The organism is Salinimicrobium gaetbulicola, assembly GCF_042676025.1.
Taxonomy (GTDB): Bacteria; Bacteroidota; Bacteroidia; order Flavobacteriales; family Flavobacteriaceae; genus Salinimicrobium; species Salinimicrobium gaetbulicola.
The window spans coordinates 120,555-136,310 of sequence record NZ_JBHTJP010000035.1 but is presented as its reverse complement, the minus strand read 5'-3'; the positions used below and the strand labels follow the sequence as shown (position 1 = coordinate 136,310).

15 protein-coding genes and 1 tRNA gene are annotated in these 15,756 nt (G+C 40.9%); 4 read left to right on the top strand and 12 right to left on the bottom strand.

What is annotated here, in order from left to right; genetic code table 11:
* Positions 1 to 23 precede the first annotated feature (23 nt).
* The gene (locus tag ACFQ1G_RS09930; protein WP_380739126.1) at positions 24 to 992 is read left to right on the top strand and encodes a DUF3078 domain-containing protein; all 969 of its coding nucleotides are present in this window, start codon (positions 24 to 26) and stop codon (positions 990 to 992) included.
* A gap of 9 nt (positions 993 to 1,001) precedes the next feature.
* Here the strand turns inward: ACFQ1G_RS09930 and ACFQ1G_RS09925 are convergent, their stop codons facing one another.
* From ACFQ1G_RS09925 to ACFQ1G_RS09900, 6 genes are all read right to left on the bottom strand, one after another.
* Positions 1,002 to 3,848 (bottom strand): T9SS type A sorting domain-containing protein, encoded by a 2,847-nt coding sequence (locus tag ACFQ1G_RS09925; protein ID WP_380739125.1) that lies wholly within the window; start codon positions 3,846 to 3,848, stop codon positions 1,002 to 1,004.
* 58 nt (positions 3,849 to 3,906) lie between these two features.
* Positions 3,907 to 5,250 (bottom strand): deoxyguanosinetriphosphate triphosphohydrolase, encoded by a 1,344-nt coding sequence (locus ACFQ1G_RS09920; protein ID WP_380739123.1) that lies wholly within the window; start codon positions 5,248 to 5,250, stop codon positions 3,907 to 3,909.
* Between the two features lie 134 nt (positions 5,251 to 5,384).
* Positions 5,385 to 5,522, bottom strand: coding sequence for a hypothetical protein (locus ACFQ1G_RS09915; RefSeq protein ID WP_380739121.1), 138 nt, complete (start codon positions 5,520 to 5,522; stop codon positions 5,385 to 5,387).
* Positions 5,523 to 5,565: 43 nt separating this feature from the next.
* A complete protein-coding gene (locus ACFQ1G_RS09910; protein WP_380739119.1) occupies positions 5,566 to 8,013 on the bottom strand; it encodes a ribonucleoside-diphosphate reductase subunit alpha in 2,448 nt (815 codons plus the stop codon).
* 139 nt (positions 8,014 to 8,152) lie between these two features.
* A complete protein-coding gene (locus ACFQ1G_RS09905; RefSeq protein WP_380739117.1) occupies positions 8,153 to 9,130 on the bottom strand; it encodes a ribonucleotide-diphosphate reductase subunit beta in 978 nt (325 codons plus the stop codon).
* Between the two features lie 407 nt (positions 9,131 to 9,537).
* Positions 9,538 to 10,107 carry a DUF3109 family protein gene (locus ACFQ1G_RS09900; RefSeq protein ID WP_380739115.1) on the bottom strand — a complete coding sequence of 190 codons (570 nt, stop codon included), beginning with the start codon at positions 10,105 to 10,107 and terminating at the stop codon, positions 9,538 to 9,540.
* Positions 10,108 to 10,234: 127 nt separating this feature from the next.
* Here ACFQ1G_RS09900 and ACFQ1G_RS09895 point away from each other — a divergent pair, with 127 nt between their 5' ends.
* Positions 10,235 to 10,810, top strand: a complete 576-nt coding sequence (locus ACFQ1G_RS09895; RefSeq protein WP_380739114.1) for a MarC family protein — start codon at positions 10,235 to 10,237, stop codon at positions 10,808 to 10,810.
* Positions 10,807 to 11,007: a hypothetical protein gene (locus ACFQ1G_RS09890; protein WP_380739112.1), complete on the top strand. Its 201-nt coding sequence runs from the start codon at positions 10,807 to 10,809 to the stop codon at positions 11,005 to 11,007. The genes ACFQ1G_RS09895 and ACFQ1G_RS09890 overlap by 4 nt, the downstream gene beginning before the upstream one ends.
* A gap of 19 nt (positions 11,008 to 11,026) precedes the next feature.
* Here the strand turns inward: ACFQ1G_RS09890 and ACFQ1G_RS09885 are convergent, their stop codons facing one another.
* The 4 genes from ACFQ1G_RS09885 to ACFQ1G_RS09870 form a co-directional block, all read right to left on the bottom strand.
* Entirely contained in the window at positions 11,027 to 11,332 is a 306-nt protein-coding gene (locus ACFQ1G_RS09885; RefSeq protein ID WP_380739110.1) for a hypothetical protein, read from the bottom strand.
* A gap of 12 nt (positions 11,333 to 11,344) precedes the next feature.
* Positions 11,345 to 12,937, bottom strand: coding sequence for a S41 family peptidase (locus tag ACFQ1G_RS09880; RefSeq protein WP_380739109.1), 1,593 nt, complete (start codon positions 12,935 to 12,937; stop codon positions 11,345 to 11,347).
* Positions 12,934 to 13,365, bottom strand: coding sequence for a deoxycytidylate deaminase (locus ACFQ1G_RS09875; protein ID WP_380739108.1), 432 nt, complete (start codon positions 13,363 to 13,365; stop codon positions 12,934 to 12,936). Before ACFQ1G_RS09875 ends, ACFQ1G_RS09880 begins: the two co-directional genes overlap by 4 nt.
* Before the next feature lie 105 nt (positions 13,366 to 13,470).
* On the bottom strand, positions 13,471 to 14,058 hold the full coding sequence (locus ACFQ1G_RS09870) for a HupE/UreJ family protein (protein WP_380739107.1): 588 nt from the start codon (positions 14,056 to 14,058) through the stop codon (positions 13,471 to 13,473).
* A 303-nt stretch (positions 14,059 to 14,361) separates the two neighbouring features.
* On the opposite strand from ACFQ1G_RS09870, the gene ACFQ1G_RS09865 reads away from it, so the two are divergent.
* Positions 14,362 to 14,706: a hypothetical protein gene (locus ACFQ1G_RS09865; protein ID WP_380739106.1), complete on the top strand. Its 345-nt coding sequence runs from the start codon at positions 14,362 to 14,364 to the stop codon at positions 14,704 to 14,706.
* A gap of 44 nt (positions 14,707 to 14,750) precedes the next feature.
* On the opposite strand, the gene ACFQ1G_RS09860 is transcribed toward ACFQ1G_RS09865, so the two are convergent.
* Together ACFQ1G_RS09860 and ACFQ1G_RS09855 are read right to left on the bottom strand one after the other, a co-directional pair.
* Positions 14,751 to 14,832: transfer RNA gene (locus ACFQ1G_RS09860), tRNA-Leu, on the bottom strand.
* 108 nt (positions 14,833 to 14,940) lie between these two features.
* Positions 14,941 to 15,753 (bottom strand): response regulator transcription factor, encoded by an 813-nt coding sequence (locus tag ACFQ1G_RS09855; RefSeq protein ID WP_380739104.1) that lies wholly within the window; start codon positions 15,751 to 15,753, stop codon positions 14,941 to 14,943.
* Positions 15,754 to 15,756: the final 3 nt, after the last annotated feature.

Below are 15,756 nucleotides of genomic sequence, written 5' to 3'. Positions count from 1 at the left end.
GAACAGAAATCCCCATTGCCCCCATGACTAAATTATACTCTCTCCTCCTTTTCTTATTGATTTCATTAAGTTCTTACGGAAACATTGCCGATACCATTGTTGTGGATACTACGCGTGTAGTTCAGGAAAAGATCACCTACTGGAAGAAAGTGAATAAAGTGGGTGTTAATTTATCTGAAGTCGCATTTGTAAACTGGAACTCGGGAGGAAATAACTCTGTTTCGGCCTTAATGAATGCCACTTTCGGAAGAAAGTTTAAAAAGGAACTTTTGAACTGGAATACAACTCTCGCGGTGAAATACGGGTTAAATGCCCAGGAAGGAAGAGAGCTTAGAAAAACTGAAGATAACCTCGAGATAAACTCAAACTTCGGTTATAGAAGAGATTCGGTTAGTAACTGGTATTATTCGGCCAAGCTAAATTTTAATACCCAATTTACTTACGGATATCGTTACCCGAATACCGAAGAACCTATTTCCAAATTTATGGCGCCAGGTTATGCCTTTATTGGTGTGGGTACTGAATACTCTTCTCCTTCAGAAGACCTTACCGTGTATGTTTCTCCAGTAACCGAAAAATCTACCTTCGTGCTCGACCAAAAACTGGCTAATGAAGGAATGTTCGGAGTTACTCCTGCGGTCAGGGATGAGGAGGGAAATATTATTCAGAAAGGAGAAAAGATCCGGACCGAGTTTGGATTTTTAGTGAGCAGTGGATTTAGCACAGAGATCTTCGACAACATAGGACTTAATAACCAACTGCGTTTATATTCTGATTATCTCAATAAGTTCGGGAATATTGACGTTGACTGGGAATTAAACCTTGATCTTAAGGTAAACGAGTACGTCAAGGCTAATGTAGGCTCGCATTTGAAATATGATGATGATGTCAAATTCAAAAAGGATCTTGATGGCGACGGAAAACTAGATACCGGTGGTGCCAGGATCCAGTTCAAACAACTGCTAGGTGTTGGATTGGTTTACCAGTTTTAAGATATCTCTTTACTTACGCGCGACCTTTCCAACAAAATTTCCTTCTGAAGACTCTACTTTTACGATGTAGACCCCTGAAGCTCTTCCGCTGAGGTCGATCTGTACAGGTATATTGGAATCAAACTGTCCTGTTTGCATGTTTATAAGTTGCCCTCGCAGGTCAAATACAAAAATGGTAGCAGGACCAAGGTTTTCTCCGGTGACAATATTGAAAATACCGTCAGGGTCTGAATCTCTTTGATAGATTACCAGTTCCTCTTCTTCAGTTCCGGGAGGTGGAGTTCCCCCGCCTGTATCTGATGCTTTAAATTCTCCTGAAAAGATACCCCGGCCATAAGTTGCCGCGAATACTTTTAAGGTTCCTTTTTTTAGATCAAGGTCGGTCACCTTCACATCACTCATTCCGTTGTAGGCATGTTCCCAGGTAGGAGAAACGTCTGTAAAATTGTTTGAGACCCAAACTCCCAGATCTGTTCCAATTATAACTTCATCTTCATCTTGGGGATTGGGCATGATCGACAACACCGGAAGATCAGGAAAATTCCCGTCTTTACTTGTCCAGGTTGGATTTGCAGAAGTTCCATTTTTAGTGTACCAAATGTTTCGCACTCCAAAGTTGTAAAAGGTCACATAGATCTCATCTTCACTCGTGCCGTATTCGACATCTGAGATACTTCCGAGGAAAGCATTTCCGGTAATGTTTTCCCAAACCGCTTGAGAAGGTTCGCCATCGGCATTTTTAACTCTAATCAGTTTTCCATTTATAAGACCTATTAATAGTGTGGTGCTTGACGTGGTATATGGAGAAACCGTCATCGCAGTGATTGAGGAACGGTCACTTGGTTGTGTGTTTAAAAGCGAGTTGCTGAAAGTGATCCTTTCAGCTGGGGTAACATTTTCATTCAAATCCCCTCCTAAAGGTTCAAGATCATCAATGTTATCATACCTGAAGAACTCCCCGTTGGCACCATTTGAGAACAATTTATCAAGGTTGGAATCAAGTGCCTGCGGATTTATAAAAGTTCCTTCACTGCTGTCAGCTCCGTCGAAATTATAATATACCAGCGTATAATCATCTTTTTCATAATTGTAGGCGAAGATCCCGTCATTGTAGGTGATGTTGGCAATAAAATATTTAGTGTCTACCTGGTCGTAAAAAGAGTATGCGCCATCTCCATCTAAAACACCAATTGAATTTGGATCGCCATTTTGCACTAACAAAGTTCCATTATCCTGAGTGCCTCCCAGGAAATAATCACCTGAGGCAAAAGAGTTAGGAGCCACCGCCATCGTATAGAACTGCGTGGTAATATAATTTGTTTCGGGAGTTATAAAAACATCTGATGAACTTGCCGCAGAAAGATCGCTGGCAAAAGAAACGCCACCGTCATGACCAAAAGCCGCCTGGTTGGCATTACCGGGTCTGAAAGTCATTACATGATGATCTGCATGCACCTCTGAAACGGGAAGATTATTCAACCCCGGATTCTCTGACCATTTCGAAATTTGTTCCCAGGTCTGTCCGCTGTCGGTCGACCTGAAAAGGTCAATACTTCCGGCATATACAATTTCATCGTTGGTAGGATCTGATTCCAGCATCAATGCGTAAAAAGCCAGTCCGCGCGAGAAATCGGAAGGAGAAATATCATTATCAGCATCATCAGGTTCGTTAATTTTATTGATGGTTGCAAACCCGTCAGTAGTAATAAAAAGATCAGCTTCTTCGGATAGGCTTTCAGCAGCTATATAAAATTTATCAGGATTAGTAGCCGAGGCTTCTATTTCGGTCCTTAAAACATCAGGTACCGTATTAATAAGCTCAAAAGTACTATCTTCTCCCAATTCTCTTTTATAGATCTTTCCCCCTCTGGCATCTTCCCCATCCCCGGGTGAATCTGTAGTAGCTACCCACAGGTTTCCTGCAGCATCTATTTCAAAATCGTTGAATGAATCTTCTTCTATGATCTGCTCCCATGTATTTCCGCCATCAGTTGAGTTGTAAAGCCCACGATCAAAAAAGCCAAGAAAATTTACCGGGTTTCGGGCATCTGCATAAATATGTGTTGCCACTCCAATGAAAACTTCAGTAGAAGTGCCATTATCCCAGGCAATGATATCATTTATGAAATACAGACCTCCTATTACTTCAGAATTTTGACCTGAACCGGGAGTTACAAAATCCTTTTCATCAAGGATCTTCGTCCAGGTATCTCCGCCATTGGTAGTTTTATAAACTCCTGTTCCAATTACATCCCCGCCGGTATATTGTTCCCCGGTCCCAATGTACCAGGTCATGGAATCTCTTGGGTCAACCGTAATGCATGAAACGTTCAAATTGGAAGGAAGGCCGGGGACCAATGTCCATCCCGAATTTTCATTGGTGATATTATTATTTACCCATAACCCGCCACTTACCGAAGCTGCAAATACACGGTTAAAATCTGAATCATTAGGATCAAACAGTACCATTCTGGTACGACCACCCACATTGTTAGGGCCGCGAGAAACCCACGGACTTTCATCTTTTTCACCAGGAGCTTTCTGACTCCAGCTTTTCTTATTTTTTCTCAACTTTTCACTTACCTCTCGCACCTTATAAGGCTCAGGATATCCCAGGGAAGGGTTCATGGTAAGGTATTGCATCAACTCATAGTAAGGATTGGGAGGTAGTCCCTTCCTTATCCTTTCTGTACGGGAGAGACCATTATTATTAGCCGGAACATGCTCTTTTAAAAACGCAGCGTGTCGCTCTCTTTGGCTTAAAATGTCATTATTTGAATCTTCGACAAAGTTGTATATGCCAAAAAATATGGCAAACACAATTACCGGAGCTATGAAGTATAATCTTTTACTCATGTTAGGGTTGCATCACTACTCACGAAGTGTAGGGTAGTAGTTTTTGCAAAATACGAAATTATATCTTTAAACCTTTGAACTTTTTGAAGGAAGCTACAATGTTACTATCTGTCAATGAGGAGATATAGCTGCAAAGTTTAATGAGTTTTCCGTAATCTGAAAGTTCCTCATATTCCTCGGCCTGAGGGATCAATTTCAGCACCAGTTTATTGTAATTAGTAGGCGTTTCACCTTCAACAGGCAAGAGGGCATTTGTATAAGTATCTAAAAGATGTGAAAGCATTTCGTAGCCGGCGATCTCTTTTCCTATTACCTCTTCACTCCGGTAGATCTTATCGATGCTTATCTTAATAATATCTGTGATCTGCGCTTCATACTTACTTTTGTCAAATAAAGCCTCGTGAAATTCTCCTTTTAGAATGGCTTCTTCGTTATCCAAAAAGATCTCAACCGCTTCGGTGATCAAGGTATTGATCGCTAATGCTCGTAGGTAACTCAACCTGTCTGCGCGGGTTTGTAAATTGTGATATTTCTTGGTGTTGATCGAATCCTTTACCAGCTTTATCAGGTATTCAAGCGCGTATTCTTCCTGGATCAAACCTAGATTGATCCCGTCTTCAAAATCTATAATCGTATAGCAAATATCATCTGCTGCTTCAACCAGGAATGCTAATGGGTGACGATTGTAGCTTAGGTTTTTACCGTTTCCGGTAGCGATTAACCCAAGTTCTTCTGTCACTTCCTTGAAAAACTTCTTTTCGCTCTGGAAAACTCCGAATTTCTTATCGGCTATTTTGCTGGTGGGTTTATGAGGAAGGGACTCTTTCGGATATTTTATAAATGCTCCCAAAGTGGCATAAGATAGCCGAATTCCTCCCGGGTTGCCGGGCCTGTCTTCTGTAAGGATCCTGAAGCCGTTGGCGTTACCTTCGAACTTTACAAGATCCTGAAATTCTTCCGCAGAAAGCCTATCTCGAAATCTTTTCCCATTGCCATTGCTGAAGTATTCCCCGATGGCTTTTTCTCCGGAATGACCAAAAGGAGGATTCCCAATATCATGAGCTAAAGCAGCAGCGGCCACGATGGCGCCAAAATCGTTCATCTGGTAGCCGTGAATGTTCTTTAGGTGCGGATGTTTTTCCAGGATCTTTTGGCCGGCAAGACGCCCCAGAGAACGACCTACCACCGAAACTTCAAGGCTGTGAGTTAAACGGGTGTGAACAAAATCTGTCTTTGAAAGCGGAATCACCTGGGTTTTGTCCTGCAAACTTCTGAAAGCAGAAGAAAATATGATGCGGTCGTAATCTACTTCAAACCCAAGACGGGTTTCATTTTGCTCTTTTCGTAGTCTTTTATTTGTGTCTCCTGCCTTTCTAAGGGATAGAAGTTGTTCCCAGTTCATCATTTTATGAAGTCTCTAAATGTTAAGGTGAACGATCACCGAAGCCAAAAATAGCAAAAAAGGGAAGTTATCTTTTGATAGCTTCCCTTTTTGTTAGTCAAAGTGAGTATGTGAATGAACACTCATCCTGCAGGCTAAATATTTATGACAAAATATTCTACAGAATCCTCTTTTACGAATTCTTCAACAAGGTCAAGGTCATTCCCAATTGAACTAATGCTTACCTCTAGATCTTCGATACTGTAAGCGGCTTCGGTCTGATTGTTTTTCATAATGGTTTTTATACTCATTTTGTTACTAAAATTTTATGTTGGTTTATGATCCGCACATCAAGCAATCATCACCTTCGGCTTCTTTAGATTGGGCGATCAAGGCGCGCAATTCATCAGGTGATAATGAGGTTCCTTCCGGTGCAATAGTTGCAGAGGCTTCTGTCAGGGTTTCCGCCGCTTTTTCTGCTGCGGAAGATGACTTGGGAAGATCTTCTTTTTTCTCCTCTTTTGCGAGAGTGAACTTAATAGCATCTACCGCGCTTTTGGTTCTCAAATAATACATTCCTGTTTTTAAACCGCTTTTCCAGGCGTAAAAATGCATGGAAGTAAGCTTGCTCATATTCGCATTTTCCATAAAAAGGTTCAGGGACTGGGACTGGTCAATGAAGTAACCACGATGCCTGGACATGTCTATGATGTCTTTCATGCTCAATTCCCAAACAGTCTTATAGAGTTCTTTTAGATCCTGAGGAATCACGTCAATGTTCTGAACCGATCCGTTTGAACGCATAATCGCGTTCTTCACTTCTTCGTTCCAAAGATTCCTTTCAACAAGGTCTTCCAGTAAATGCTTGTTCACCACGATAAATTCGCCTGAAAGCACCCTCCTGGTATAGATATTTGAAGTATAGGGTTCAAAAGCTTCGTTGTTCCCAAGGATCTGAGAAGTGGAAGCTGTAGGCATAGGCGCTACTAAAAGGGAGTTTCTAACCCCGTTTTTAAGCACCTGCTTTCTCAGCTTAGCCCAATCCCAGCGTCCGCTTAGATCCTTATCGTCTATTCCCCAAAGGTTGAACTGGAACTGTCCTTTGCTCATTGGAGAACCTTCGTAAGTGGAATAGGGTCCTTCTTCAGAAGCCATTTCCATAGAAGCGGTAACCGCCGCGAAATATAAGGTTTCGAAGATCTCCTGGTTCAGTTTTTTGGCTTCGTCACTGGTAAAAGGCATTCTTAGTTTAATGAAAGTATCTGCAAGACCCTGCACTCCCAATCCAACTGGACGGTGCCTGAAATTTGAATTTTCAGCCTCTTTTACCGGATAGTAATTCCTATCAATAACTTTATTCAGGTTGCGGGTTACGCGTTTCGTGATCCTAAACAATTCTTTATGATCAAATTCATTCCCTTTGATGAACATTGGAAGGGCGATAGAAGCCAGGTTACAAACCGCTACTTCATCTTCACTGGTATATTCCAGGATCTCTGTGCAAAGGTTGGATGAGCGAATTGTTCCCAGGTTTTGCTGATTTGATTTGCGGTTTGCCGAATCTTTGTACAGCATATAAGGAGTACCGGTCTCAATTTGAGATTCCAGGATCTTTTCCCATAGTTCACGAGCTTTTATGGTTCTTCTGCCTTTGTCTTCACTTTCATACTTCAGATAAAGAGATTCGAATTCTTCTCCGTGTTTATTGTAAAGATCAGGACATTCATTCGGGCACATCAGGGTCCATTTTCCGTCTTCTTCTACTCGCTTCATGAAAAGATCAGGGATCCACATCGCATAGAACAGGTCACGGGCACGCATTTCTTCTTTTCCATGATTCTTCTTAAGGTCTAAAAAGTCAAAAATATCGGCATGCCATGGTTCTACATAGATCGCGAAGGAACCTTTACGTTTTCCGCCTCCCTGGTCCACGTATCGCGCGGTGTCGTTAAAAACCCTAAGCATGGGTACGATCCCGTTTGAAGTTCCGTTAGTTCCGGAGATATAAGAACCGGTAGCTCTCACGTTGTGTATAGAAAGGCCGATCCCTCCGGCTGACTGGGAGATTTTCGCAGTCTGCTTTAAAGTGTCATAAATTCCATCGATGCTGTCATCCTGCATGGTTAACAGGAAACAGGAAGACATTTGTGGTTTTGGAGTACCCGCGTTGAAAAGGGTAGGAGTGGCGTGTGTAAAATATTTTTTAGACATCAGCTCATAGGTCTCTATGGCCGCGTCAAGGTCATCGGGATGAATTCCGATGGAAACGCGCATCAGCATATGCTGAGGTCGTTCGGCGATCTTTCCGTTTAACTTCAACAGGTAAGATCTCTCCAGCGTTTTAAATCCGAAGTAATCATACTGGAAATCGCGGTTGTAGATAATTGTTGAATCCAGGCGTTCTTTATGTTTCTGAATTACCTCATAAACGTCATCGGCCAAAAGGGGGGCTTTCTGACCGGTGCGTGGATTCACGTATTCATAAAGGTCTGTCATGACCTCTGAAAATGTCTTTTTTGTGTTCTTGTGAAGGTTGGAGACTGAAATTCTCGCGGCTAGCTTAGCATAATCGGGATGGGCAGTGGTTAAGGTAGCCGCGATCTCGGCCGCCAGGTTATCCAGTTCGCTGGTTGTTACCCCGTCGTAAAGCCCTTCAATTACCCGCATGGCAACTTTTACAGGGTCTACCAGTTCATTTAAGCCGTAACAAAGTTTTCTTACCCGGGCTGTAATCTTGTCAAACATGATAGGCTCTTTGCGCCCGTCTCTTTTTACTACGTACATACGTTACAGTTTTTGTTGTTTCCGGTTCATTATGGAATAGCTGGTTCCTGTAGGTTTTAACAACCCGGAAAATTCAAATAATTTATAAGAAAACAACGCCACGCTGGGGGGCGTGCATGGCATTGAAAAATAGGATTATCTAAAAATCGGCATCGAAGCTGATCTTGTCAGATTCTTTGTCTTTGTTCATGACACCCGCTTTCTGGTATTCACCCACTCTTTTTTCAAAGAAATTGGTTTTTCCCTGCAGGTTGATCATGTCCATAAAATCAAACGGATTGGCGGTGCCGTATTCTTTCTCACATTCCAGTTCTACCAGCAATCTGTCTGTAACGAACTCAAGGTATTGAGTCATTAATTTAGAGTTCATTCCAATAAGGCTTACCGGAAGAGATTCAGTAATGAACTCTCTTTCAATATTCAGGGCATCCATAAGGATCTCACGAATTCGCTCTTTTGGAACTTTATTGATAAGGTGATTATTGTGAAGGTGTACCGCGAAATCACAGTGTACGCCTTCATCTCTTGAGATCAATTCATTTGAAAAGGTCAATCCGGGCATGAGTCCGCGCTTCTTCAGCCAGAAGATAGAACAGAATGCTCCGGAAAAGAAGATCCCTTCAACCGCCGCGAAGGCGATCAGCCTCTCGGCAAAAGAATCAGATTCGATCCATTTTAAAGCCCATTGAGCTTTTTTCTGAATAGCCGGGAATACTTCTATAGCTTTAAAAAGCTGATTTTTTTCTTTCTCATCCTTGACGTAAGTATCTATGAGAAGGGAGTAGGTTTCTGAATGGATGTTCTCCATCATGATCTGGAAGCCGTAAAAGAACTTTGCTTCGGAATACTGGACTTCATTTACAAAGTTCTCGGCAAGGTTTTCATTTACGATTCCGTCAGAAGCGGCAAAAAAGGCAAGAATGTGTTTGATGAAATAACGTTCATCTGAAGTTAATTTGTGGCTCCAGTCAGTAAGGTCCTGGTGCAGGTCAATTTCTTCTGCAGTCCAAAAACTAGCCTCCATTTTTTTATACCAGTCCCAAATATCGTGGTGTTTGATTGGGAAGATCACAAATCGGTCTTTGTTCTCTTGTAAAATGGGTTCTAACTGAGACATAATTCTTTACGCTTTTGGTTGGGTTGTTTGTTTGTTTAGTTGGTTTTAACAAATATTGGAAAATCAGGCAGATATATGAAGATGTCTGCTGAAACGTTTTCAACAAAGTTTTCAACACGCAAAACCCTCATTGTTATTGAGTTCTTGTTAAAAGAATACATTAATACACTGAAAAACAATACCTTATAACCTGTTAATAAGATTATGAACTTTTGAAGCGTTGTTAACTCTGTCTGACGGCATAGTAGGTAAAAGAGTTAAAATTTTAGTAGTCCTGAAAATGTAATTTTATGAAGAAAATAAGCTTCTGACCGAAAACCATGCTGATGTAAGCCTGAAATAGGAGCATACCAAATTGGGTCATATTTGAGGTAAGACCGTGAGGTGGGAATGTAATTTTAAGAGGGTTATTTTTGGATCTTCTCGGCTACTTTTTCAAGTTCCGCATACCAGTCTTCGCCATATTTTCTAATGAGTGCTTCTTTCACAAATTTGTAAACCGGTACCTGGAGTTCTTTTCCAAGGGTGCATGCGTCATCACAAATGTGCCAGTGATGGTAGTTTACGGCTGAAAATTCTGAATAATCCTGGGTTCTTACCGGGTACAGGTGACAGGAAACGGGTTTTTTCCAGTCGATATCGCCCTGGTTGTAGGCTTCTTCAATTCCGCAGAGGGCGGTTCCTTTGTTATCAAAAGTCACATATGCGCAATCTGCTCCATCAATAAGCGGAGTTTCAAATTCCCCGTCAGCACCAATTATTGAAGTTCCTTGTTCTTCTATGGCTTTGATCCCTTCTTTGCGAAGAAAGGGTTTTACTTTGGGGTAAATATCCTTAAGTATCTCAGTTTCCTGTTGGTCCAGAGGCGCTCCCGCATCTCCCGCAATACAACATGCTCCTTTACAAGCTGAAAGGTTGCACACAAAATCCTTTTCCAGGATCTCTTCACTAACGATGGTTTTTCCTATTTGAAACATGCTGCAAAGATACTTTTTAATGTCCTTAAAATAAACCTCAGTCTTTCCAATTGTGTTAAAATTTTCACATAGACCTGCCCTCGTTGTAATTTTTCAATGTATTTTTGCATCCCACTTTTTTATCTACATGAATCTGAATTTTAGAGAAATAGCAACTGCCGGTATGATCCTATTTGCGGTCATTGATATTATTGGTAGTATCCCTATTATCATTGAACTGCGAAAAAAAGCCGGACATATTCAAAGTGAGAAGGCTACTGTGGTAGCGGGAATTTTAATGATCGCCTTTTTGTTTGTTGGGAAAGAGATCCTTAACCTTATTGGGATCGATGTTAATTCTTTTGCCGTGGCAGGTTCCTTGATCCTGTTCTTCCTGGCTTTGGAGATGATACTCGGGATTACACTTTATAAAGATGATGCCCCTGAAACCTCTGCGGTAGTGCCCATTGCTTTTCCTTTGATAGCGGGAGCGGGGACCATGACATCTTTATTGTCACTTAGAGCTGAATATGAGACCGTAAACATTATTGCGGCCATTATTATAAATATCATTTTTGTGTACATCGTGCTTAAAGCATCGGGCAAGATCGAACACTTTCTTGGAAAACAGGGGATCAATGTCATCCGAAAGATCTTCGGGGTAATCCTGCTTGCCATTGCTGTTAAACTATTTGCTACAAATATTAAGAGTTTGTTTTTATGAAAATCTTCATCTACCTATTACTGTTCCTAGCGGCTGCGTTAATAGTCTATAATTTTACTTTCGTGGATTTCAATAATGCTTTTTCAGGAGATAGCGCCACCGCGCTGATAGGAATTCTGGCATCAAGCTGCGTTGTGGTCCTAATGATCATCCTTCTGATGTCACGCGCCATTTCAGAAAAGGTAAATAAGGAATAGGGTTTATCTTACCAGATTATTAAAACAAGAGTCTTCCGTAGTAAATGGTGAAGACCGAAGCGGGTATCATAAGATACAGGAATAGCCTATGCAGCTTTCTATAGAGTAACATGCGTCTTAGTTGCCTTGCGAATTTAGGATCATGTGTGCGTTGTGCATGCAATCTTAAAAGCCTGACCGAAATATAGGAAGAATTGATGATGATCTCTTTTTGTAAAAAGAGGTAAGCGCTGTTGTCTAACAAACGGAAGGCAACGGCAATTATGAACATGAGAAGAGGAGACAGGAACAAAATTGCCTGTCCATAAAGAAACGGTTCTTTCACGTTCCTAAAATACTATTTTTTCAAAGATAATTCGATTACTTTTTCGATCATCCGGTCTTCCTCATTCACAATTTGCTCAAATGCGTTGCTGCCAAAAAGCTGCTGCGCCATGGTGGCCTTGAGATAACGCCTTAAAACCGGTTCATAATCTGTGATCTTAACCTGGAAGTTTTCTCTTATGGTGAAGGTTCTGAACTGGTCAAGAATTTTTTCATCAACCATTTCTATCTGCATGAAATCCTCGAATACGAGTGAATTGTAATATTCTCTGTCATTTTCAAGAACTTCAAATATAAAGCGATCCATATACCCGCTTCGGAGCATCAGATTGAGGCTTTCTTTTTCAAAATTGGTATCCTTGGCCACAAAGACATCTGGAATGATACCGCCGCCGCCAAAAACTACTTTTCCGCCGGGGGTAATATATTTAAGGCTGTCTGCCACTGTAATGCTATCGGCGTTGATCAATTCGCCATTCTTGTAGCGGTTTAGATAGTCATTGAAATATTCCTTATTGCCGTGGTCGTAAGGTTTTTGTATAGATCTTCCGGTAGGGGTGTAGTATCGGGCAATGGTGAGGCGAACAGCGCTTCCGTCACCTAATGCCATTTCTCGCTGCACCAGTCCTTTTCCGTAAGACCTGCGTCCCACAATGGTTCCTTTGTCATTATCCTGAAGAGCTCCGGCTACGATCTCGCTTGCCGATGCTGAATTTTCATTTATTAATACGAATAATTCTCCTTCTTCAAAGTTTCCGGAATTGGTGGCAAAGGTTTTTTCAACAGCTCCTTTTTTATTCCGGGTGATCAGGATCAACTTGTCATCTGGCAGGAATTCATCTACGATCTGGGTAGCTTCCCCAAGATATCCGCCGGGATTATTCCGAAGGTCTAAGGCTATTTTTGTGGCACCCTGTTCCTTTAGATTAATCAGGCTTTCCTTGAACTCTTTGTATGTAGATTCAGCAAATCTGTTAATTTTAATGTAACCCAATTTGTCGGTAAGCATATAGGCGGCATCTACGCTTCTCAGGGGTACCCGGCCGCGTCTTACGTTAAATTCCAGCAGTTCTGGATTACCTTTTCGATATACCTTAAGAACTACCTTAGTATTTTCTTCCCCTTTTAAATGCTCTGTGATGGAGTCATTACTGATGTTCTTGTTGAATAAAGGTTTTCCATCGGCGTATAATATGCGGTCACCTCCCTGGATGCCTACTTTTTGACTAGGTCCGCCTTCAAGAGGTTGTATTACGACTATAGTATCGTTCACGCTATAAAAGCTCACCCCGATCCCTACAAAATCGCCTTTCATGCTCTCGCTTACCATCGCGTATTCTTCCTGAGGAATATAAACTGAGTGTGGATCAAGGTCTGTAAGGATGCCGTTTACCGTAATATCAACAATGCTGTCAATATTTACGTCGTCTACATATTCATATTCAATATAATCTATAAGACGGGCTAATTTTTCCTTTTTGGTGTTATTGGAAAGGAATGGGGAAGAGGTGTAATCTGAAAAATCGAGAGCTGCACCTAAGATCACTCCAATAGCGCAGGCGAATCCTATTATTAAGGGCAGGTATTTATTCGAATTCTTCTTCAATCGTCAAGTTCTTCAATTTTTTCTATCTCGACTCCGGCTTTTTTAAGAAATTCAAGTCCGGAATTGTCCTTATAATCTATTGAATAAACCAATCTCTTTATACCTGACTGGTGTATCAATTTACTGCATTCTTTGCAGGGTGACATCGTAATGTAAAGGGTTGCTCCCCGGCAGGATTGTGTAGAACCGGCCACTTTTAGAATGGCGTTAGCTTCCGCATGCAATACATACCATTTGGTATATCCCTCTTCATTCTCGCACGGATTTTCAAAACCGGTGGGGGTACCGTTATATCCGTCGGAAATTATCATTCTATCTTTCACAATAAGCGCGCCAACTTGCTTTCGCTTACAATGGGAAAGTTTACTCCATTCCCGGGCAATCCTGAGATAGGCTTTGTCGTATTTAAGTTGCTTCTTTTTTTGCATAATGTGTAATAACGTGCAATATATGAAGCTTTGCCCAGTAAACTTGTGCACTACTAAAATATTGCAGGCACGAAGTTAAAACAATTTCCTGATGTTAAATTTTACTTAGAGGGCCAGGATATTTTCGATAAGAATTGGAAGTACCACCCCAATCACAATAGAGGAAAGAACCAATATCCAGTCTCTTCGGGTAACTCCCAAGACTCCCTGGAAAATAAATGCCAAAATGAGCACGATCAACACAACAATAAGCTGAGCAGCTTCAATACCGAGTGCAAACTCGAGCAGTGGTAAAAGTTTACTTTCAGTCCCAGCTGAGATCATCTTGAAATAAGAGGAAAATCCGAGCCCGTGAATTATTCCGAAGAAAACCGAAGCTATATAAAGTACTGTAATATCCTTCCTGTTTTCAGGCTTTTTCGCGGTAATGATATTGAAGACTGCGGTGATGAAAATGGTTAATGCAATTAGGAATTCCACCCATTTTACGCTTACCGAGATAATTCCGTAGGTAGATAAAAAGAGAGATAAAGTGTGGCCCAACGTAAAAAGAGTGACCAGCCAGAATACCCTTTTGGCACCGTGAAAGCTGTGGCAGGCAACCAGTACGATTAAAAATAAGATGTGATCATAGGCTTTCCAGTCCAGAACATGTTCCAGGCCTAATTTGAAGTATAACCAGAATTCAGACATAATTAATGGGGGCTAGTGAGGGGGTCGAAAGTACGATTTATTACCAAAAATCCAAAAAGAGAAAGGTAATTGAAAAGTGATATTATTACTCAAATACCTCTCAGGATAGTGAAAAAGTCTGAAATTCAATTTAAAAGAACCTGGGGGAGAGGTCTACATTGTATCGGTTTAAAAATTCATATTTCAGGATCAATTCATGAAAATCTTTTCTTTTCATTTAGGCTTAAAGGGTGGAACATTTATGTTTTTTATTCCCTCTTTTTTAGATAGTTTTGCAGCCCCAAATCCTTGTACCCTAAACAAATGGAGCCTAACCTTGAAAGAGAGGTGCTTCTGAAATTTGAAAATGGAATTGAAGACATTCCGCATTTCAGAAGTACAGCTGAAGAGAAGATTTTTTTGCAATTACAGAAATACAACTTGATATATGCAACTCCCCGGGGAGTTTTCATTATATCTCAAAAGGGAAGAGAAGCCTTACGATCTGATGTTAAAAAGTTTATATCCTTGGAAAGATTCGAGGAGCGGCTTGTTAAGGACAGTTTGAGAAGGGAGATCGAGAAAAAGTGGCTCTACTTTGCAGTTGTTCCTTTGATCATTTTACTAACCTTCTTTTTGATCTTTTCTCAATTAGGCTGGTTCAGATAGTCATAAAAACAAAAACCCCATCAAAAAATGATAGGGTTTTTAAGTACTCGAGGCGGGAATCGAACCCGCACTTCCGAAGAAACTGGATTTTGAATCCAGCGCGTCTACCAGTTCCGCCACTCGAGCAAGTGGACGGCAAAAATATAAAAATTTTCTTTTTTCAAATGTATTTTAGGAAGATTAATTTTCTAAACTAAAACAGTCTCTATTAAAAAGCTTTTAAAGCTTTAAATTTTAAAAGAGACTTGGTGAAATTATTCCATTGGTAAGGCATTTTGCAACTAATTCAGTAGTATTTGTACAGCCGCTTTTCTTTAAAATATTTCTTCGGTGAGTCTTGACCGTGTGATGGGAGAGGTTTAATTCCTCTGCGATCTGTTCTGCATTGAGTCCTCGTGAAAACTTAATGACTATCTCTTTTTCCCTTTCAGAAAAAAGCTCTGAAAGATCTTTTTCGCCACCTTCACAAACCCTGGGGTCGAATTTCCCTTTAGAGATGTCAACGTTGTAATAGCATTTTCCGCCATTCATATTAATAAATGAAACAGCACTTGTGCTGGTCACCTTTAAATGAGAAACATCTGTTTGAATGCATAAAACATGTTCAGGGGCCCCATTTTCTAAAACAGTTAGAGGCATTGCCTGATAAAGCATTGTTTTTACTTTTCCACTGGCATCCTTCATGCGGTAAGAAAATATATTCTTATAAGCCAGGACATTATCTGGGTCTAGAAATGAGGTGTAGAAATCGTTTATGACCTTGCTTTTAAGATTTATGTTTTCAAGGTCTTCTGGAAGTACGGTTGCTAAAAGATCCTCGAGGTCTACATCGCCAGGTTTCTTAGTCACAAAGCGCTCTACAGAGTCTGAGATATATTCCAATTTAAAGTTGTGAAGATTCACAATATATAAGTAGGAGTTTCCCAAAGCGAACATAGAGGCATACCTTTTAAAATCATCAGAGATTTCAAAAGCGCGATACTCTTTCACCTGGCTGGAATACATCTCCTTCCAGTAATCTGAGATCTTTTGTAGATCCTTTTGCATAGC

Excerpts from the sequence above, each read along its gene's own strand:
- ACFQ1G_RS09870 (WP_380739107.1), bottom strand. The coding sequence starts at position 14,058 with ATGTCTGAATTCTGGTTATACTTCAAATTAGGCCTGGAACATGTTCTG.
- ACFQ1G_RS09915 (WP_380739121.1), bottom strand. The coding sequence starts at position 5,522 with ATGAAAAACAATCAGACCGAAGCCGCTTACAGTATCGAAGATCTAGAG.
- ACFQ1G_RS09855 (WP_380739104.1), bottom strand. The coding sequence starts at position 15,753 with ATGCAAAAGGATCTACAAAAGATCTCAGATTACTGGAAGGAGATGTAT.
- ACFQ1G_RS09900 (WP_380739115.1), bottom strand. The coding sequence starts at position 10,107 with ATGTTTCAAATAGGAAAAACCATCGTTAGTGAAGAGATCCTGGAAAAG.
- ACFQ1G_RS09865 (WP_380739106.1), top strand. The coding sequence starts at position 14,362 with ATGGAGCCTAACCTTGAAAGAGAGGTGCTTCTGAAATTTGAAAATGGA.
- ACFQ1G_RS09895 (WP_380739114.1), top strand. The coding sequence starts at position 10,235 with ATGAATCTGAATTTTAGAGAAATAGCAACTGCCGGTATGATCCTATTT.
- ACFQ1G_RS09890 (WP_380739112.1), top strand. The coding sequence starts at position 10,807 with ATGAAAATCTTCATCTACCTATTACTGTTCCTAGCGGCTGCGTTAATA.
- ACFQ1G_RS09905 (WP_380739117.1), bottom strand. The coding sequence starts at position 9,130 with ATGTCTCAGTTAGAACCCATTTTACAAGAGAACAAAGACCGATTTGTG.
- ACFQ1G_RS09875 (WP_380739108.1), bottom strand. The coding sequence starts at position 13,365 with ATGCAAAAAAAGAAGCAACTTAAATACGACAAAGCCTATCTCAGGATT.
- ACFQ1G_RS09920 (WP_380739123.1), bottom strand. The coding sequence starts at position 5,250 with ATGAACTGGGAACAACTTCTATCCCTTAGAAAGGCAGGAGACACAAAT.
- ACFQ1G_RS09925 (WP_380739125.1), bottom strand. The coding sequence starts at position 3,848 with ATGAGTAAAAGATTATACTTCATAGCTCCGGTAATTGTGTTTGCCATA.
- ACFQ1G_RS09930 (WP_380739126.1), top strand. The coding sequence starts at position 24 with ATGACTAAATTATACTCTCTCCTCCTTTTCTTATTGATTTCATTAAGT.
- ACFQ1G_RS09910 (WP_380739119.1), bottom strand. The coding sequence starts at position 8,013 with ATGTACGTAGTAAAAAGAGACGGGCGCAAAGAGCCTATCATGTTTGAC.